Here is a 17,316-nt window from a genome sequence, read left to right on the forward strand (position 1 = left end):
TTGCTACAGTAACCTGGTGAATCACACGATTAAATGGCGAATTTCATCATGGCGGAATACAAGGATAACCTGCTCGGAGAAGCGAACAGCTTTCTCGAGGTGCTGGAACAAGTGTCGCGGCTGGCGCCGCTGGACAAACCGGTGCTGGTCATTGGTGAACGCGGCACCGGTAAAGAGCTTATCGCCAACCGCCTGCACTTTCTCTCTTCGCGCTGGCAGGGACCGTTCATCTCCCTCAACTGCGCGGCGCTGAATGAAAATCTGCTGGATAGCGAACTGTTTGGCCATGAAGCCGGCGCCTTTACCGGAGCCAGCAAGCGTCATCCGGGACGCTTTGAGCGCGCCGACGGTGGAACCCTGTTCCTGGATGAGCTGGCGACAGCGCCGATGCTGGTACAGGAAAAGCTGCTGCGGGTAATTGAATATGGCGAACTGGAGCGCGTGGGCGGCAGTCAGCCGCTGCAGGTCAACGTGCGTCTGGTGTGTGCGACCAATGCCGATCTGCCGCAGATGGTTGAGGCCGGCCATTTCCGCGCCGACCTCCTCGACCGCCTCGCCTTCGATGTGGTGCAGCTGCCGCCGCTACGCGACAGACAGAGCGACATTATGCTGCTGGCAAACCAGTTCGCTATCCAGATGTGTCGTGAACTGGGTCTGCCGCTGTTTCCCGGCTTCAGCGATCGCGCCCGCGAAACGCTGCTCGGCTATCGCTGGCCGGGGAATATTCGTGAGCTGAAAAACGTGGTGGAGCGCTCGGTCTATCGCCACGGCACCAGCGACAGCGAACTGGATAACATCATCATTAATCCGTTCCATCAACCTCTGCCGCTTCAGTCGCCCCCCGCAGACGTTGCCGCAAATCCCGCCGGGCCAACGCTACCTCTGGATCTGCGGGCCTTCCAGCAGGAACAAGAAAAAAACCTGCTGCAGAAGAGTCTGCAGCAGGCGAAGTACAATCAGAAACAGGCGGCGGCGCTGCTTGGGTTAACCTACCACCAGCTGCGGGCGCTGCTCAAAAAGCATCAGCTGTGAGACCGACGCGGCAGCATCAGGGCGCTGACCACCGTTGCCCCCAGGCACATCGCCGCGTTAAACCACAGCGCATACTGGGCGGCGCTGGCCATACCGAGCGGTAAAAACAGCGCAAAAAGTGACGCTGTCACCGCAATTCCCATCGCCCCACCCAGCGAGCTGCCCATTTTGTAAATCCCCGAGGCGACGCCCACTTTGTTTTCCGGCGCGTTGACTACCGCCGTGTCGGTAGAGGGTGTCGCATAGCACCCCAGCCCGAGGCCAAACAGCACGTTGCTGAGAAAAACGGTGACGATATAGAGCGACTTATCGAGAAAGGTGCAGGAGATAAGCACAATCGCCACGGCGGTCAGGAGCGGCCCGGTCATCATCGGCAGCCTGGCCCCGTAGCGCTGCAGCAGCTTTTCCCCCACGCGGATCATCGCCAGAACGGTCACCAGATAGCCCAGCGTCATGCCGCCGGTCTCCAGCGGGCTCATATTGTGCCCTTTTTGCAGCCAGATACTGGTGATCATCATCGTGCCAATCGCGCCGTTAAGCAGAAAGTTTGACAGCACGGCGGCGCTGTAGGCCCGGTTGCGAAACAGCGCAAAATCAATCAGCGCGGCGTCCCCTTTGCGCAGGCCGCTGCGGATGAAAAACCCTGCCGCCAGCAGCGAACCGGCAAACATCGTCAGCGACAGGCCGCTGCTCCAGCCCCACCCGTGCCCCTTACTGATAAACAGATTCAACAGCACCAGCGACGCGATCAGGCTCAACAGGCCGCTGATATCCAGCTTTTGCTGCTGCGCGCCGGCGCTACGGCTTTCCGGCGTGCCGCGAAGCAGCAGCAGCGCCACCAGCGCAACGGCAATGGAAAAGACGAAGATCCAGCGCCAGCCGAGACCGGTCGCGATGGCGCCGCCGACGAATGAACACAGCCCGCTACCGCCCCACGAACCGATAACCCAGAAGCTCACTGCGCGCTGGCGGGCCTTGCCTTCATACCAAGTTTTGATCAATGCCAGGGTCGCGGGCATGATGCAGGCCGCCGACAGCCCCTGTAAAACGCGCCCGGCGAGAAACAGCCAGGGTCCCTGGGCCAGGATCAGCAGCGCACTACCGGCAATACTCAATCCTAAGCCGATATGGGTCATGCGCATCCGGCCAAATTTATCCGCCAGCCCGCCGCTGGCGACAACAAAGCAGCCGCTGAAAAGTGCGCTGAGGCTGACGGCAAGCGTCAGCGTCTCAAGGGAAATATCCAGACTGTTTTTCATTGCCGGCACGACGTTGATAACCGACTGGGCAAACAGCCAGAAGGTCAGCACGCTCAGCACGATGCCCGCCAGCAGACGATCGGTGCCGACAAACGGTGTGTCGGTCAGAGATACGGAGCTCATCGAGTGCCTCCGGGATACTTCGTCCTTTTAGGACGGCGAGGAAAGGAGCTGGGTTTCCCCCTGACTGCTTTTGATTTGACCATCGTCAATATCCTTCACATTTTTATGCGTATTTTCTGAGGCTATGAGACGCGCCTATAAATACAGGTTTTATCCAACACCCGGGCAAGCTGAGCTTCTGGCTCAAACGTTCGGATGCGTGCGTTTTGTCTATAACTCGATCCTGCGCTGGCGCACCGATGCCTACTACGAACGCCAGGAGAAAATCGGCTATACACAAGCCAGTGCCCGTCTGACAGCACTGAAAAAAGAGCCAGAATTTGTCTGGCTGAATGACGTTTCCTGCGTGCCACTACAGCAAGCCTTGCGCCACCAACAAACGGCGTTTTCGAACTTCTTCGCCGGACGCACCGCATATCCTGCCTTTAAGAGCAAACGCCATAAACAGACGGCAGAGCTGACCGCCAGCGCGTTTAAATACCGTGACGGCAGGTTGTACTGGCAAAATGCAAAGCGCCTTTAGACGTGCGCTGGAGCCGTGAATTACCGTCTGCACCCTCTACCGTCACTATTTCAAAAGATGCCGCCGGACGATATTTCGTCTCCTGCCTTTGCGAGTCTGAACCTGTATCACTGCCGATCGCCGCTTCCACCGTCGGCATTGATGTCGGTTTAAAAGATTTGTTCGTCACCGATACCGGATTTAAACAAAGCAATCCCCGCCATACTGCTAAATACGCAGCACGCCTGGCTCTACTCCAGCGCCGGTTAAGCAAAAAGGCCAGAGGGTCGAAAAACCGCGCCAGGGCTCGCTTAAAAGTTGCCCGACTTTACGAAAAAATTGCCGATTGCCAACTGCCAACTGGATGCCTTGCACAAGGCAACCCGCAAACTGATTAACGATAACCAGGTTGTTTGCGTCGAATCCCTTAAGGTGAACAACATGCTCCGCAACCCGTCACTATCCAAAGCGATAGCAGACGCGAGCTGGAGCGAATTCGTGCGCCAGCTCCGGTATAAAGGCGAATGGGCAGGGCGTAGCGTGGTCGCAATTGACCCGTATTTTCCGTCCTCAAAACGCTGTAGCTGTTGCGGTTTCACCATGCAAAAAATGCCTCTTGATGTTCGTAAATGGCACTGCCCTGAATGCGGCGCAGACCATGACCGTGACATTAACGCGGCCCGGAATATAAAAGCTGCCGGACTGGCAGTGTTAGCTTGTGGAGAGTCTGTAAATCCTAAAACGCTTAGTGCGGCTCAGGTTCGACTCCGCGAAACAAGAATCCCCTTCCTTCAGGGTGGGGAGTGTCAAAATAGGGTCCTCCCGGTCGCGGGTCGTTAGCGCAGATAATGTTCCGTCAGGCCGCACCACAGCGCCGCGCCCTTGAGCAGGATCTCGTCGTTAAAATCATAGCCGGGGTTATGCACCATACAGCGATCGGCTTCATCTCCGGCGCCGATAGTGAAATAACACCCGTTCGGATTATGTTCGAGCATAAAGGCAAAATCTTCGCTGCCCATAAACGGTTTCACCTCCCCGACCTGCGCTTCGCCAAACAGCGACGTCGCCACCTCGCGCACCATCTGATTCGCGGCGGGATCGTTTTTCAGCACCGGACTGCCGTTGACGTGGGTTAAGGTGGCCGTGGCGTTAAAGCTTTCCGCCTGGGCAACGGCAATATCGTGAATGCGCTGCAGGACCGTTTCCCGCACCTGCTCATTCAGCGTGCGGACCGTCAGCTTCATCAGCACCTTATCGTTGATAATGTTTGGCGCATGTCCCGCCTGAATACTGCCGACGGTCACCACCGCCGGTTCAAATGGCGTGATATTGCGCGACACGATGGATTGCAGCGCCAGCGTGATGTGACAGGCAACCAGCGTGGCGTCAACGGTATGCTCCGGTACCGCCCCGTGCCCGCCCACTCCCTTGACCTCAATATGCAGGGTATCGGAGGAGGCCATCATGGCGCCGTCGCGCAGGCCAATGTTACCCACCGCCTGCCCCGGCATATTGTGCAGACCAAAGATCAGGTCGCAGGGGAATTTATCGAACAGGCCGTCTTCCACCATAACCCGCCCGCCGTACAGCAGCTCTTCAGCGGGCTGAAAAATCAGCTGTAGCGTGCCATTAAACTGCCGGGTACGCGCCAGATACTCGGCGGCGTACAGGAGCGTGGTGGTGTGTCCGTCATGACCGCAGCCGTGAAAACGACCATCGACCTGACTGGCCCAGGCTTTACCGCTCGCCTCCTGCATCGGCAGCGCGTCCATGTCGGCGCGCAGGCCGAGGCGACGCTGACCGCTGCCGACGGTCAGGCTCCCGACCACGCCGGTTCCCGCCAGACCACGATGCACCTCATAGCCCCACTCGGTCAGCAGGCGTGCCACTTCATCGCTGGTTTGATGTTCTTCGAAGCCGATCTCCGGCTGCTGATGAAAACGGCGACGCAGGGCGATAAACTGCGCTTCATTAACCTGTAAGGCCTCAATAAGTGGATGTGTCATTTTTGTTATTCCTTCATTGGGTTTGCGCGACACTTCCGAGTTTATGCGGTTAAAAAGTCTACGATGCGCTGTTTTTTGTTTTATATTGACGGATTATTCATGAGTGCTTTTCATACAAATCGGTTATGACAAAAAATAACCTGTTATTTTTTGTCTTTGAGGGGACGTTACGGTGGAACACCATTCAGGCGATTTTAGCGTCGTGGTTCGCGATGTTCGTCAGTACAGTCAACAGGATAGCGATGCCTTAACGTTGCTGTGGGTGCTGGAAGGCCGCGTCGGGCTGCATGACGGCGATCTCCGTCAGCAGCTGGATACTGACGACCTGGCGATAGTGAACCGTCATCAGCGCTGGAGCCTGACCGCCGCCGCCGCCAATGCGGTGATGCTGTTGACCCTGCCTTATGGCTGGCTGACGCGTCTTGACGGTGATTTTTTCGCCGTTGACTACCAGGTCACCGACGCCACCCGCGATGCCGATGATAACCTGCGCCATCTGATGCGCCAGCTGTTGGTCATTGAACTGGTGAATCACCAGTCCCGCTACCGCCTGGAAGCCAATCGCTGGCTCAGTGAAATTGCCCTGCTGCTGGCTACTCGCTACACCCGGCCCGTCATCGCCAGGACACAGCGCGGAGCGGAGAAGTGGAGCCGCCGCATTGCCCGGGTGGTGGCGCGGATCGAGGCCAACTATCAGCAGCGGCTTTCGCTACACGATGTCGCCGCGGCCGAATTTGTCTCCGAAGCCTGGCTATCCAGGCTGTTTCGCAAGGAGGTCGGCGTAAGCTTTGTGCAGTACATTACCGCTCTGCGTCTCAACAAGGCGGCGGAACAGCTCCTCACCACCCGCAAGTCGGTGCAGCAGATTGCCCAGGAGCAGGGGTTCGCCAGCACCCGCATCATGAGCGACCTGTTTAAACGGCTGCATGAACTGACGCCGCGTCAGTTTCGCCAGCAGCATCCGCAGAGCCACCAGGAATCCGTCCGTTCACGGATAGGCCAGGCCGATATCTGGCAGCCGGTAGCCGTGGAGCGCCTCTATGCCCGGCTGAATGAGCCGGAGAAAAACGGCTGGGATAATCCTCCGCCGCGGCTGAATCCGCAGCAGACCCGCCAGATTGATCTGCGTCAGCTACCGGGCCGGGCCACGCCATTACGCCATACCCGAATCGTGGTCACCGTGCGCGAACTGGACGATTTATTACGCGAAGATGTCCGCCGCGAGCTGGAGCGGCTGCACGATACCCTGCCGGTCTATGCGATTGATATTCACGACCCGTTTCTCAGCAGCAGACTGTTCGCCACCGGCTGGGATGACCCGCAGATGGCAGGCTATGCCTGCTGGTACCAGCTGCAGCAAATTTTCAGCTGGCTGGCCAACATGGGCTGGGGGCTGATTTTGCATACCGGGCTGACCACCCGCTGCGATCTGCTACAGCGTTTTTTACGCCTCGCCGCGAATCACTTCCCTCCGGCGACGCTTGCCAGCTGGCGATTTGTCTGGCACTGGTCACCGCAGGCCAGCGAAGAGGCGCGCCAGCACGCCTGGCAACAGCAGCGCGACACGCTGCGGGCGATAGTGCCGCAGTCGCAGCTGGGGATCTGGCATCGCTTCCCGGAGAGCGCCATTGCTGAAGACACTCTGCTCCGTTCGCCGCTGTTGACCGAAGCCAGTTTTCTCGCCTGTCAGGCCGATGCGAACGAACTGCTGGATCTGGCCCAGCTCGATAGCAGCAGGCTGGCCGCCAGCGAAAACTATCCGGTACATAAACTGCGCCAGATCCATAGCGCCCTGCGCCAGCGCCAGCTGTCGCTTCCCGTCTGGCTGCTCTCCTGGAATACGTTGACCGGCAACACCCGCGACACCAACGGCCGTTTCTTTCGCGGCGCGCTGTTGATGGATAACCTGCTGGGGCTGGCGGATCAGGTGTGGCTGGCCGGGTTCTGGCTCAACTCAGGCCTGCAGGGCGAAGCGCGGGCGAACGGCAAGCTGGATACCTCGAGCCTGGCGCTGCACTATCTGCACGGCCTCCCGCGTCCGGTTTACTGGGTGCTGTGGCTGTGGCGCCGCCTGCGTGGGGAGGTGCTGGTGAATGACAAAAATCTGCTGCTGTTACGCCACGGGGAACATTACCAGCTGCTGTTACGTAATACGGTGGTGTTCAATCCCTGGCTCTCCAGCGAAGAGGCTTTTATCCAACGCTTCAGCCAGCCCTATAGCGTACAGCTATTGGGGCTGGAGGGCCGCTGGCGGGTTAAACAGCATCTCTTCGATCGCCATCACGGGGCGTTATTCCCGCTTTTTGACGCCTTCCGCAGCCAGAGCGGGCCGGACGAAGAGGATTATCACTGGATAATGCACAAAGCCCGCCCGGCGCTGAGCGTCTCAGAAGAGCGGCAGGAAAACGGCTGGCATGTCGTCGACTCGCTGGAAAGCAACGCCCTGGTTCTCTACGAATTTACCCCGGTAAGTGACTAACCTCTCCACCATCAGATAACGGCGTTCCCTGTTTTACCCAATCATGGATTTTCACCCGGCTCTCCTCGGTTGCCGGGTTAAATACCATCATGGTGAGGTCCGGGCGGCCATCAACGGTAAAGGTGGAAAACTCCAGCTCAATCATACCAAGCTGCGGATGATGCATGCGCTTAAAGCCTTCGCCCTGCCCGGCCACATCATTGCTGCGCCAGAAGGTGTCAAATTCCGGGCTCTGACGGCAGAGTTCGGCGATGAGCCGTTCGTTTTCCGGCGATGCGCCTACCCGGGCAACATCGGCACGAAAGGCGCTGACGATAAGGCGGGCAACGGACGACCAGTCTTCCAGCGCGCTGCGCGCAGAGCGGTGGGTAAACAGGCGACGGAGAATATTACGTTCGGCGGGCGCCAGCCGGCCGTAGTCGGTCAGGACACGGGCGGCGGCATCATTCCACGCAATCACGTCCCAGGCGACGGTTTTGACGATCGCCGGAACGGGGAAGGCATCCAGCACCCGCTGTAAACGCGGGGTAATGTCGTCGGAGACAATCAGCCGGGTTTCCGGCGGATGGCCAAATGCCAGAATAAACAGGTGTTCACGCTCCGGCGTTGTCAGCCTTAATCCACCGGCAATACGGCCCAGCACTTCCCGGGATGGCGCTCCGCCGCGCCCCTGTTCCAGCCAGGTGTACCAGGTGGGGCTGATATTTGCCAGCTGAGCAACCTCTTCGCGCCGGAGCCCGGGCGTGCGCCGACGGCCTGGCGTGAAGCCAAATGTTGCCGGATCGAGCCGTAAACGCCGCGCCCGCAGAAATTCACCCAATGCATACGTTGAAGAGTCGCTCATACTCAGCCTGTTAGTCTTTATACCCTGATAATGTCTCTACTTTTATCGTATCGCGTTAAGACTACCATAGCCTGGATACTCATTCTGGAGGCAGGTTATGCGAATTTTTCTCACCGGCGCGAGCGGATTTATCGGCTCACGTATTCTCAGCGACCTGCTGGCCGCCGGGCACCAGGTCACCGGCCTGGCGCGTTCAGAAGCCAGCGCCCTCGCGCTGCAGACGGCAGGCGCAGAAGTGCAGTACGGAACCCTGGAAGATCCGGACTCGCTGCTGGCGGCGGTCGCCCGCTGCGATGCGGTGATCCACACCGCTTTCGATCATGATTTCAGCCGCTTTGTGGAAAACTGCGAAAAAGACCACCGCGTTATTCTCGCCATCGGCGCGGCGTTGAAAGGCAGCCGGCGGCCGCTCATCATCACCTCCGGTACCGCCATGGGTGACATCGGTAACGGACTACCCGCCAGTGAAATGCACTTCAACCCCGGGCACCCGAACCCGCGCGTCGCCTCAGAGCGTGCGGGAAACCGGCTGCTGGATGCCGGGGTTGATGTCCGGGTGGTGCGACTGCCTCAGGTGCATGACACCACCCGCCAGGGCTTATTGACCTATTACATCGCGCAGGCGGCAGAAAAAGGGGTCGTGGCCGTGGTCGGCGAGGGGAATAACTGCTGGTCGGCCGCCCACATCAGCGATGTTGCCGCGCTGTATCTGCGGGTACTGGAACAAGGTCTGGCCGGCAGGCGCTATCATGCCGTTGATGAAGAGGCGATCCCCTCTCTGCGCATCGCCGAGGCGGTGGCGGAGAAACTGCACCTGCCGCTGCAGTCCCTGAGCGCCGATCGCGCGGCAGCCCACTTTGGCTGGTTTGCCGCCTTCGCCGGCATGGATTTACGCGCAACCTCGGTCTGGACCCGTCAGCAGCTGAACTGGCGGCCCACCGGCCCGGGCCTGCTGGACGATCTGCGTCGCCTGAATCACGATAAGTGACAATGTCACTAAAACGGCGGCCGTATGCTTAGCGCGCGCTGAGCCGGCGGCCCTTTTATCTCGCCGCCCGAATAAATTTGTCAGACAAAATTGATGGGCCACGCATTTTCTCCGCCGGGAGCGGAATAAGGTAGTTGCGGTACTCCATCGAGGATAAAACCGTGAAAAAATTACTGATATGTTGCCTGTCCGGCGAGACAGCGAACATCTTAGCGAAGAAAATGCAAAAAATAGCGGATGCGCAGGGTCTGAATCTGTTAATTAGCGCCGTAGGCCTGGAGAATGTGTTTAGCGTTGCCCCGGCCTACAACGCTGTATTAGTGGCGCCGCATATTCAATATAAAAGGGATGAGATCGCTAACGTGCTGCAAGACCAACAGGAGATTGCGGTTATTGAGAGCCTGCCCTACGCCGCATTCAACGGCGACAGCGTGCTTAAATTTGCGCTGGCCAATCTGTCGCAATCGCTCACTTGACAGAGTATGAAGCAATGCGGGTAAGTCGCAGACGGCCGGCCCGCATTATCCCGCATCGTCGGTATTGAATGACCCCCGGCGCTCCCGCCCTCCGAGTTAATTATTTGTAACTGGTAAGATGTGCCAATGTGAATTATAGTCTGCGCATCATCGTTCAATGGACTGAAAACGCACATGATTCCGGTTAATATTCATACTCTTAGTCGCTATGCGGCCCATGTCAGCCTGACCCACACGATGAAAAACCATCGTTCGCCCGCCCTCTCCGTAATGATGATCTTCTCCGATTTATGTATCCGTTCAACCCTGGATTCCTACAGCGAACAGGGCTGGGAAATTAGCGAGAAGTGCAGCGGACTGGTTCTGCGCAGCTTTGTTGCCACCCATCGGGGTGGGATGGCGATCGAAATCACGCCAAAGGATTATATCGGTCGATATAACCGCTTACTTCCGCTGTAAGCGTCGGTGAATTAACAGCTAACTGGAGAAAGTGGCAATAAAAAGATACCATGTTTCATTATCCGCCATACACCGCATGAATATGCTGAGAAGCGCCTAAAAGAGCACCATACCCTCAGGTTTTTGATGAATATCAATCCACAGCTCCCTTTGCAGCATCACGATCGGCGCAACCCGTGCTCTCGTACGCTTTGTCCGTTTATTCAGGGAGATGGAGGATAAAAACGCCTGGTGGTTTTACGAGGTATACTCGAAGTAGCGGTGTGGTATGCATTCGAACCTGCGGAACAGCACGGCGGCGCAGCCGTCGTGATATTGTCCCTGTGAGCGTTGAAGGTGATGGAATATGTCATTCAATATTAATAAGATAGAGCACAGCTCTATCATCATAAAAACATTATGCGCCTGAAAATATCTTCTCTCCTGGCGGTAGCATCGCTGCTGTGCGGGCAGGCTGTTGCCGCGCCCACGCTGCCTGCGAATGCCGATATTCGCGATAGCGGCTTTGTTTACTGCGTCAGCGGTCAGGTTAATACCTTTAACCCGCAGAAAGTCAGCAGCGGTCTGATTGTCGACACGTTAGCCGCCCAGCTGTACGATCGCCTGCTGGATGTCGATCCCTATACCTACCGTCTGGTCCCTGAGCTGGCCGAAAGCTGGGAAGTCCTGGATAACGGCGCGACTTACCGCTTCCATCTGCGTAGCCACGTCCCTTTCCAGTCGACATCCTGGTTTAAACCCACCCGCGCCTTTAACGCTGACGATGTGATTTTCACCTTCAGTCGTATTTTTAACCGCGACGATCCGTGGCACAGCGTCAACGGCAGCAGCTTCCCCTATTTCGACAGCTTACAGTTCGCCGACAGCGTCGAAAGCGTGCGTAAGCTGGACAACCAAACCGTCGAATTTCGCCTGAAGCGCCCGGATGCCTCGTTCCTCTGGCACCTGGCCACCCACTATGCGTCGGTCATGTCTGCGGAATACGGCGCGCAGTTGACCAAAGCCGATCGTCCGGAACAGCTTGACCGTCAACCGGTCGGTACCGGTCCGTTCCAGCTGGAAGAGTACCGCGCCGGGCAATACGTGCGCCTGCAGCGCCATCCGGATTACTGGCGCGGCAAACCGCTGATGCCGCAGGTGGTGGTCGACCTCGGTTCCGGCGGTACCGGCCGCTTGTCGAAACTGCTCACCGGGGAGTGCGACGTTCTGGCCTGGCCTGCCGCCAGCCAGTTGACCATTTTACGCGACGATCCCCGTCTGCGTCTGACGCTACGCCCGGGAATGAATATCGCCTGGCTGGCGTTCAATACCGCCCGGCCGCCGCTGGATAAACCGGAAGTTCGCCATGCGCTGGCGCTGGCTATCAACAACCAACGCCTGATGCAGTCTATTTATTACGGTACGGCGGAAACCGCCGCGTCGATGTTGCCGCGCGCCTCGTGGGCCTACGATAACGACGCTAAAATTACCGAATACAATCCGAAAGAAGCGCGCGAGCGGCTCAAAGCGCTGGGGCTGGAAAAGCTGACGCTCAAGCTCTGGGTGCCCACCAGCTCACAGGCCTGGAACCCCAGCCCGCTGAAAACCGCCGAGCTGATTCAGGCGGACATGGCGCAAATTGGCGTGAAGGTGATTATTGTGCCGGTCGAAGGCCGTTTCCAGGAGGCCAGGCTGATGGACATGAACCACGATCTGACGCTCTCCGGTTGGGCCACGGACAGCAACGACCCGGATAGTTTTTTCCGCCCGCTGCTGAGCTGTGCGGCCATTGCCTCACAGACCAACTTCGCCCACTGGTGCAATCGCGAATTTGACGAGGTATTGCAAAAGGCCCTGCGCTCGCAGCAGCTGGCGTCGCGCATTGAAGCCTATAAAGAGGCGCAACATATCCTGGCCCGCGACCTGCCGGTGCTGCCGCTGGCGTCATCGCTGCGTCTGCAGGCCTACCGCTATGATATGAAAGGTCTGATACTGAGTCCGTTTGGCAACGCTTCCTTTGCGGGCGTCTCGCGGGAGAAAAAAGACGAGGTGAAAAAACCATGATTATTTTTACCCTGCGCCGCCTGCTGCTGCTGCTGGTCACCCTCTTTTTCCTGACCTTCGTCGGCTTCAGCCTGAGCTATTTTACCCCCCACGCCCCGCTGCAGGGCGCGTCGCTGTGGAACGCCTGGCAGTTTTGGTTCAGCGGGCTGTTGCACTGGGACTTCGGGGTCTCCAGCATTAACGGTCAGCTGATTTCCGAACAGCTGAAAGAGGTTTTCCCTGCCACCATGGAGCTGTGTATCCTCGCGTTTGGCTTCGCGCTGCTGGTGGGTATCCCCGTCGGTATGCTGGCGGGGATTATGCGCAACAAGTGGCCCGATACGCTGATCAGCGCCCTCGCGCTGCTTGGCTTCTCGATTCCCGTGTTCTGGCTGGCGCTGCTGCTGACGCTCTTTTTCTCTCTGACCCTCGGCTGGTTCCCGGTCTCCGGGCGCTTCGACCTGCTGTACGAAGTGAAAACGGTTACCGGTTTTGCGCTGATTGACGCCTGGCTGTCCGATTCGCCGTGGCGCCATGAGATGATCGTCAGCGCCGTTCGCCATATGGTGCTGCCGGTACTGACGCTGGCGGTCGCCCCCACCACCGAAGTGATCCGCCTGATGCGCATCAGCACCAGCGAAGTGTATGACACCAACTACGTGAAGGCGGCGGCTACCCGCGGCGTGTCGCGACGTACGATTTTACACCGCCACGTGCTGCACAACGCTCTGCCGCCGGTGATCCCACGTCTTGGGCTGCAGTTTTCAACCATGCTGACCCTGGCGATGATCACTGAAATGGTGTTCAGCTGGCCGGGGCTCGGTCGCTGGTTGATAAACGCGATTCGCCAGCAGGATTACGCCGCCATTTCGGCCGGCGTGATGGTCATTGGCGCACTGGTGATTACCGTCAACGTGATATCAGATATTCTGGGTGCGATGGCTAACCCGCTGAAACATAAGGAATGGTATGCCCTACGATAGTGTGTATCTGGAAAAGCGTCCGCCCGGGGCGCTGCGTACCGTCTGGCGAAAATTCTACGGCGACACGACTGCGATGATCGGCCTGTACGGCTGCGCGGGTCTGGTGCTGCTGTGCGTCTTCGGCGGCTGGTTTGCCCCTTATGGTATCGATCAGCAGTTTCTTGGCTACCAGCTGTTACCGCCGTCATGGTCGCGCTATGGCGAAGTGTCGTTCTTCCTCGGGACCGACGATCTCGGTCGCGATGTATTGAGCCGTCTGCTGAGCGGCGCGGCGCCGACCGTCGGCGGCGCTTTTGTCGTCACCTTCGCGGCGACGCTGTTTGGCCTGGTGCTCGGCGTCGTCGCCGGCTCAACCCATGGCCTGCTGTCGGCGATGTTGAACCATATCCTCGATACCCTGCTGTCGATTCCGTCGCTGCTGCTGGCCATTATTGTCGTGGCTTTTGCCGGGCCGCATCTGAGCCACGCGATGTTCGCCGTCTGGCTGGCGCTGCTGCCGCGTATCGTGCGTTCGGTCTACAGCATGGTGCATGATGAGCTGGAAAAAGAGTACGTCATCGCCGCCCGTCTCGACGGCGCGTCGACATTAAATATTCTCTGGTTTGCGGTGCTGCCGAATATCGCCTCCGGGCTGGTCACGGAGATCACCCGCGCATTATCCATGGCGATTCTCGATATCGCTGCCCTGGGCTTTCTCGACCTCGGCGCCCAGCTTCCCTCCCCGGAATGGGGGGCGATGCTGGGCGACGCGCTGGAGCTGATTTACGTCGCGCCATGGACGGTAATGCTGCCCGGTGCGGCGATTATGATTAGCGTCCTGTTGGTCAACCTGCTGGGCGACGGGATCCGCCGCGCCATTATCGCCGGGGTGGAATAATGCCGTTACTTGATATTCGCAACCTGACCATTGAGTTCAAAACCAACGAGGGCTGGGTCAAAGCCGTCGACCGCGTCAGCCTGACCCTTGCGGAAGGTGAGATTCGCGGCCTGGTGGGCGAATCCGGCTCCGGTAAAAGTTTAATTGCCAAAGCGATCTGTGGCGTCACCAAAGACAACTGGCGGGTCACCGCCGACCGTATGCGTTTCGATGATATCGATCTCTTACGCCTTTCCAGCCGCGAACGCCGCAAGCTGATTGGCCACAACGTGTCGATGATTTTTCAGGAGCCACAGTCCTGTCTCGATCCGTCGGAGCGTATCGGCCTGCAGTTAATGCAGAATATCCCCGGCTGGACCTTTAAAGGCCGCTGGTGGCAGCGTATCGGCTGGCGAAAACGCCGGGCCATCGAACTGCTGCATCGTGTCGGGATTAAAGATCACAAAGACGCCATGCGCAGTTTTCCCTACGAATTAACCGACGGGGAGTGTCAGAAGGTGATGATTGCCATCGCCCTCGCCAACCAGCCGCGTCTGCTGATCGCCGATGAGCCGACCAACGCCATGGAACCGACAACCCAGGCGCAAATCATCCGCCTGCTTACGCGTCTGAATCAGAACAATAACACCACCATTTTGCTGATCAGCCACGATATGCAGATGCTCAGCAAATGGGCGGATAAAATCAATGTCATGTACTGCGGACAAACGGTAGAAACGGCGCCCAGCGAAGAGCTGGTGACAACGCCTCATCATCCGTATACCCAGGCATTAATCCGCGCGATCCCGGATTTTGGCAGCGCGCTCCCGCATAAAAGCCGCCTGAATACGCTGCCGGGAGCCATCCCTCTGCTCGAGCAGCTGCCGATCGGCTGCCGTCTTGGACCGCGGTGCCCCTACGCGCAGCGTGAATGCATTGAAACGCCGCGCCTGACCGGAGCCAGAACGCATCTGTACGCCTGTCATTTCCCGCTAAACATGGAGAAAGAGTGAAATGGTCGAAACATTGCTCGAAGTCCGTAATCTGAGTAAGACCTTTCGCTACCGTACCGGCTGGTTTCGTCGTCAGATGGTGGAAGCGGTGAAACCGCTCAGTTTTACGCTGCGCGAGCGCCAGACGCTGGCGATTATCGGCGAGAACGGTTCAGGAAAATCGACCCTGGCGAAAATGCTGGCGGGCATGATCGAACCGACATCCGGCGAGCTGTTGATTGACGATCATCCGCTGACGTTTGGCGACTACTCTTTCCGCAGTCAGCGTATCCGCATGATCTTTCAGGACCCGTCGACCTCGCTGAACCCGCGGCAGCGTATTTCGCAGATCCTCGACTTCCCGCTGCGCCTGAATACCGACCTCGAACCGGAGGCGCGGGAGAAGCAGATTATTGAGACGCTGCGAATGGTCGGCCTGCTGCCGGACCACGTGAGCTACTATCCACATATGCTGGCTCCCGGCCAGAAGCAGCGTCTGGGCCTCGCGCGCGCGCTGATTCTGCGTCCGAAAGTGATCATCTGTGATGAAGCCCTGGCGTCGCTGGATATGTCGATGCGTTCGCAGCTGATCAACCTGATGCTGGAGTTACAGGAGAAACAGGGGATTTCGTATATCTACGTGACCCAGCATCTGGGGATGATGAAGCATATCAGCGACCAGGTTCTGGTGATGCATCAGGGCGAGGTCGTCGAGCGCGGCAGTACTGCCGATGTGCTGGCGTCACCGCTGCACGACCTCACCCGACGTCTGATTGCCGGCCACTTTGGCGAGGCGCTGACCGCCGATGCCTGGCGCAAAGACGGTAAATAACCGTCCGCGCCGGCAGCAGCTCCATCGGCCCTAGTCCGGGAACACGCTCTGCGTCGGCAGCACGCGACGATCAAAACGACGCAGCGCGTAGTAAAGAGCCCCGGTCCCGAACCAGCCGATAATCCAGGAGACATCGTTGCCGGCAAACAGCCACGTCAGCGAGCCGTGATACAGCGGGTTCTCAATAAACGGCAGCTGGATAAGCACGCCGGCCACATAAACGACAATCGCGTAGATGTTCCAGTATCCGTAACGCTGTTGCGGATCGGAGAGCGCGGGAATATCCACGGCGCCTGCGGAAATCAGATAGTAGTCGGTCAGACTGATGGCACTCCACGGAACGAAAAACGCCAGCAGGAAGAGCAGAAAATGGGTGAAGTTCTTTAAGAACGCCGGCTCGCTCAACAACGCAATCACGCATGAGATAGCCACCATCAGCACCACGAAGAGAATACGCGCCCGCTTCGACAGCGAAGCCTGACGGCGAAATCCGGAAACGATGGTGCTCAGCGACATAAAGCTGCCGTAGGCGTTCAGGGTGGTAAAGGTGATTTTGCCAAAGCAGATCGCAAAGTAAATCACCATCGCCATCAGCTGGCTTTTGCCTAACCCGACGATAAAGCTCACTTCATGGCCGGAAAACGCGCTGCCGGCGATAGCCGCCGTCAGAACGCCTAGCGTCATCGATGCCTGAGTCCCCAGCACCGTACCGCTGAAGACGCACAAAAACGTTTTCGCGCCCGAGACATTGCGCGGCAGATAGCGAGAGTAATCGGAAACGTAGGGGCAGAACGCAATCTGCCACGACGATGATAACGACACGGCCAGTAAAAACATCGGCAGAGAAAAATGGTTATTCTGCGCGATCGCCGGCAGATTGGCGGACAGCAGCAGCGTCACGAACAGATAGACAAACGCCAGCACCCCGACCACGCTCGCCACTTTGCCCAGCTTATGGATGACCCGATAGCCCAGCACGGCAATCACAATAATAATCGCGCTGAACAACAACATGCCGGCCACGTCAGAGATCGACAGCAGCCTTGCCATTGCCTGACCGGCCAGTACGGTACCGCTGGCCGAAAAGCCGACATACATCACGCACACCAGCACCAGCGGCACCACGGCACCAAACACGCCAAACTGCGCCCGGCTGATGATCATCTGCGGCAACCCCAGGCGCGGCCCCTGTAGCGCATGCAGGGACATCACCGCCGCGCCAAGCACCTGCCCCACCAACAGCCCAATCAGCGACCAGACAACATCGCCCCCCAGCACCACCGCCAGCGCACCGGTGACGATGGCGGTAATCTGCAGATTACCGCCGAACCACAGCGTAAACTGGCTAAAGGGATGCCCGTGGCGTTCGCGGTCAGGAATATAATCGATCGACCGCGTTTCCGTTAACCCCTGTTCGCGCTGGGTTGACTGCCGGTCGGCTGGTGAAAAAGAAGACATTATTT

General features: G+C 58.2%; 14 protein-coding genes and 1 pseudogene. 11 read left to right on the forward strand and 4 right to left on the reverse strand.

The window, feature by feature from the left end:
- Positions 1-33: 33 nt before the first annotated feature.
- Positions 34-1,032 (forward strand): phage shock protein operon transcriptional activator, encoded by a 999-nt coding sequence (gene pspF / locus Q1L34_RS15200; protein ID WP_181147490.1) that lies wholly within the window; start codon positions 34-36, stop codon positions 1,030-1,032.
- Here pspF and Q1L34_RS15205 read toward each other — a convergent pair.
- Positions 1,023-2,414 carry an MFS transporter gene (locus tag Q1L34_RS15205; protein WP_004861147.1) on the reverse strand — a complete coding sequence of 464 codons (1,392 nt, stop codon included), beginning with the start codon at positions 2,412-2,414 and terminating at the stop codon, positions 1,023-1,025. The genes pspF and Q1L34_RS15205 overlap by 10 nt on opposite strands.
- Positions 2,415-2,538: 124 nt before the next feature.
- On the opposite strand from Q1L34_RS15205, the pseudogene Q1L34_RS15210 reads away from it, so the two are divergent.
- Positions 2,539-3,756: pseudogene (locus Q1L34_RS15210) on the forward strand (RNA-guided endonuclease InsQ/TnpB family protein).
- Here the strand turns inward: Q1L34_RS15210 and Q1L34_RS15215 are convergent.
- On the reverse strand, positions 3,753-4,922 hold the full coding sequence (locus Q1L34_RS15215) for a M20 aminoacylase family protein (RefSeq protein ID WP_004861141.1): 1,170 nt from the start codon (positions 4,920-4,922) through the stop codon (positions 3,753-3,755). The pseudogene Q1L34_RS15210 and the gene Q1L34_RS15215 sit on opposite strands and share 4 nt — an antisense overlap.
- A 172-nt stretch (positions 4,923-5,094) precedes the next feature.
- Between Q1L34_RS15215 and Q1L34_RS15220 the strand changes: the two genes are divergently transcribed.
- A complete protein-coding gene (locus Q1L34_RS15220) occupies positions 5,095-7,401 on the forward strand; it encodes a helix-turn-helix domain-containing protein (protein WP_004861138.1) in 2,307 nt (768 codons plus the stop codon).
- Here the strand turns inward: Q1L34_RS15220 and Q1L34_RS15225 are convergent.
- Entirely contained in the window at positions 7,382-8,245 is an 864-nt protein-coding gene (locus Q1L34_RS15225; protein WP_004861134.1) for a helix-turn-helix transcriptional regulator, read from the reverse strand. The two genes, Q1L34_RS15220 and Q1L34_RS15225, sit on opposite strands and share 20 nt — an antisense overlap.
- Before the next feature lie 97 nt (positions 8,246-8,342).
- Between Q1L34_RS15225 and Q1L34_RS15230 the strand changes: the two genes are divergently transcribed.
- From Q1L34_RS15230 to sapF, 8 genes are all read left to right on the forward strand, one after another.
- Positions 8,343-9,233 carry an SDR family oxidoreductase gene (locus tag Q1L34_RS15230; protein WP_032724698.1) on the forward strand — a complete coding sequence of 297 codons (891 nt, stop codon included), beginning with the start codon at positions 8,343-8,345 and terminating at the stop codon, positions 9,231-9,233.
- A 161-nt stretch (positions 9,234-9,394) separates the two neighbouring features.
- The gene (locus tag Q1L34_RS15235; protein WP_004861127.1) at positions 9,395-9,709 is read left to right on the forward strand and encodes a PTS sugar transporter subunit IIB; all 315 of its coding nucleotides are present in this window, start codon (positions 9,395-9,397) and stop codon (positions 9,707-9,709) included.
- 174 nt (positions 9,710-9,883) lie between these two features.
- Positions 9,884-10,168 carry a hypothetical protein gene (locus Q1L34_RS15240; protein WP_004861126.1) on the forward strand — a complete coding sequence of 95 codons (285 nt, stop codon included), beginning with the start codon at positions 9,884-9,886 and terminating at the stop codon, positions 10,166-10,168.
- Positions 10,169-10,567: 399 nt separating this feature from the next.
- Complete coding sequence (gene sapA / locus Q1L34_RS15245; RefSeq protein ID WP_004861123.1) at positions 10,568-12,211, forward strand: ABC transporter substrate-binding protein SapA; 1,644 nt, start codon at positions 10,568-10,570, stop codon at positions 12,209-12,211.
- Complete coding sequence (gene sapB / locus Q1L34_RS15250) at positions 12,208-13,173, forward strand: putrescine export ABC transporter permease SapB (protein WP_004861121.1); 966 nt, start codon at positions 12,208-12,210, stop codon at positions 13,171-13,173. The genes sapA and sapB overlap by 4 nt, the downstream gene beginning before the upstream one ends.
- Positions 13,160-14,050, forward strand: a complete 891-nt coding sequence (sapC, locus tag Q1L34_RS15255; RefSeq protein WP_004861118.1) for a putrescine export ABC transporter permease SapC — start codon at positions 13,160-13,162, stop codon at positions 14,048-14,050. The genes sapB and sapC overlap by 14 nt, the downstream gene beginning before the upstream one ends.
- The gene (gene sapD, locus Q1L34_RS15260; protein ID WP_004861115.1) at positions 14,050-15,042 is read left to right on the forward strand and encodes a putrescine export ABC transporter ATP-binding protein SapD; all 993 of its coding nucleotides are present in this window, start codon (positions 14,050-14,052) and stop codon (positions 15,040-15,042) included. The genes sapC and sapD overlap by 1 nt, the downstream gene beginning before the upstream one ends.
- Position 15,043: 1 nt before the next feature.
- The gene (gene sapF, locus Q1L34_RS15265; RefSeq protein ID WP_004861112.1) at positions 15,044-15,853 is read left to right on the forward strand and encodes a peptide ABC transporter ATP-binding protein SapF; all 810 of its coding nucleotides are present in this window, start codon (positions 15,044-15,046) and stop codon (positions 15,851-15,853) included.
- 30 nt (positions 15,854-15,883) lie between these two features.
- Here the strand turns inward: sapF and Q1L34_RS15270 are convergent, their stop codons facing one another.
- The gene (locus Q1L34_RS15270) at positions 15,884-17,311 is read right to left on the reverse strand and encodes a purine-cytosine permease family protein (protein WP_004861109.1); all 1,428 of its coding nucleotides are present in this window, start codon (positions 17,309-17,311) and stop codon (positions 15,884-15,886) included.
- Positions 17,312-17,316 lie beyond the last annotated feature (5 nt).

Origin of the sequence: Klebsiella ornithinolytica, assembly GCF_030505655.1 — a bacterium.
Classification (GTDB): Bacteria; Pseudomonadota; Gammaproteobacteria; order Enterobacterales; family Enterobacteriaceae; genus Klebsiella; species Klebsiella ornithinolytica.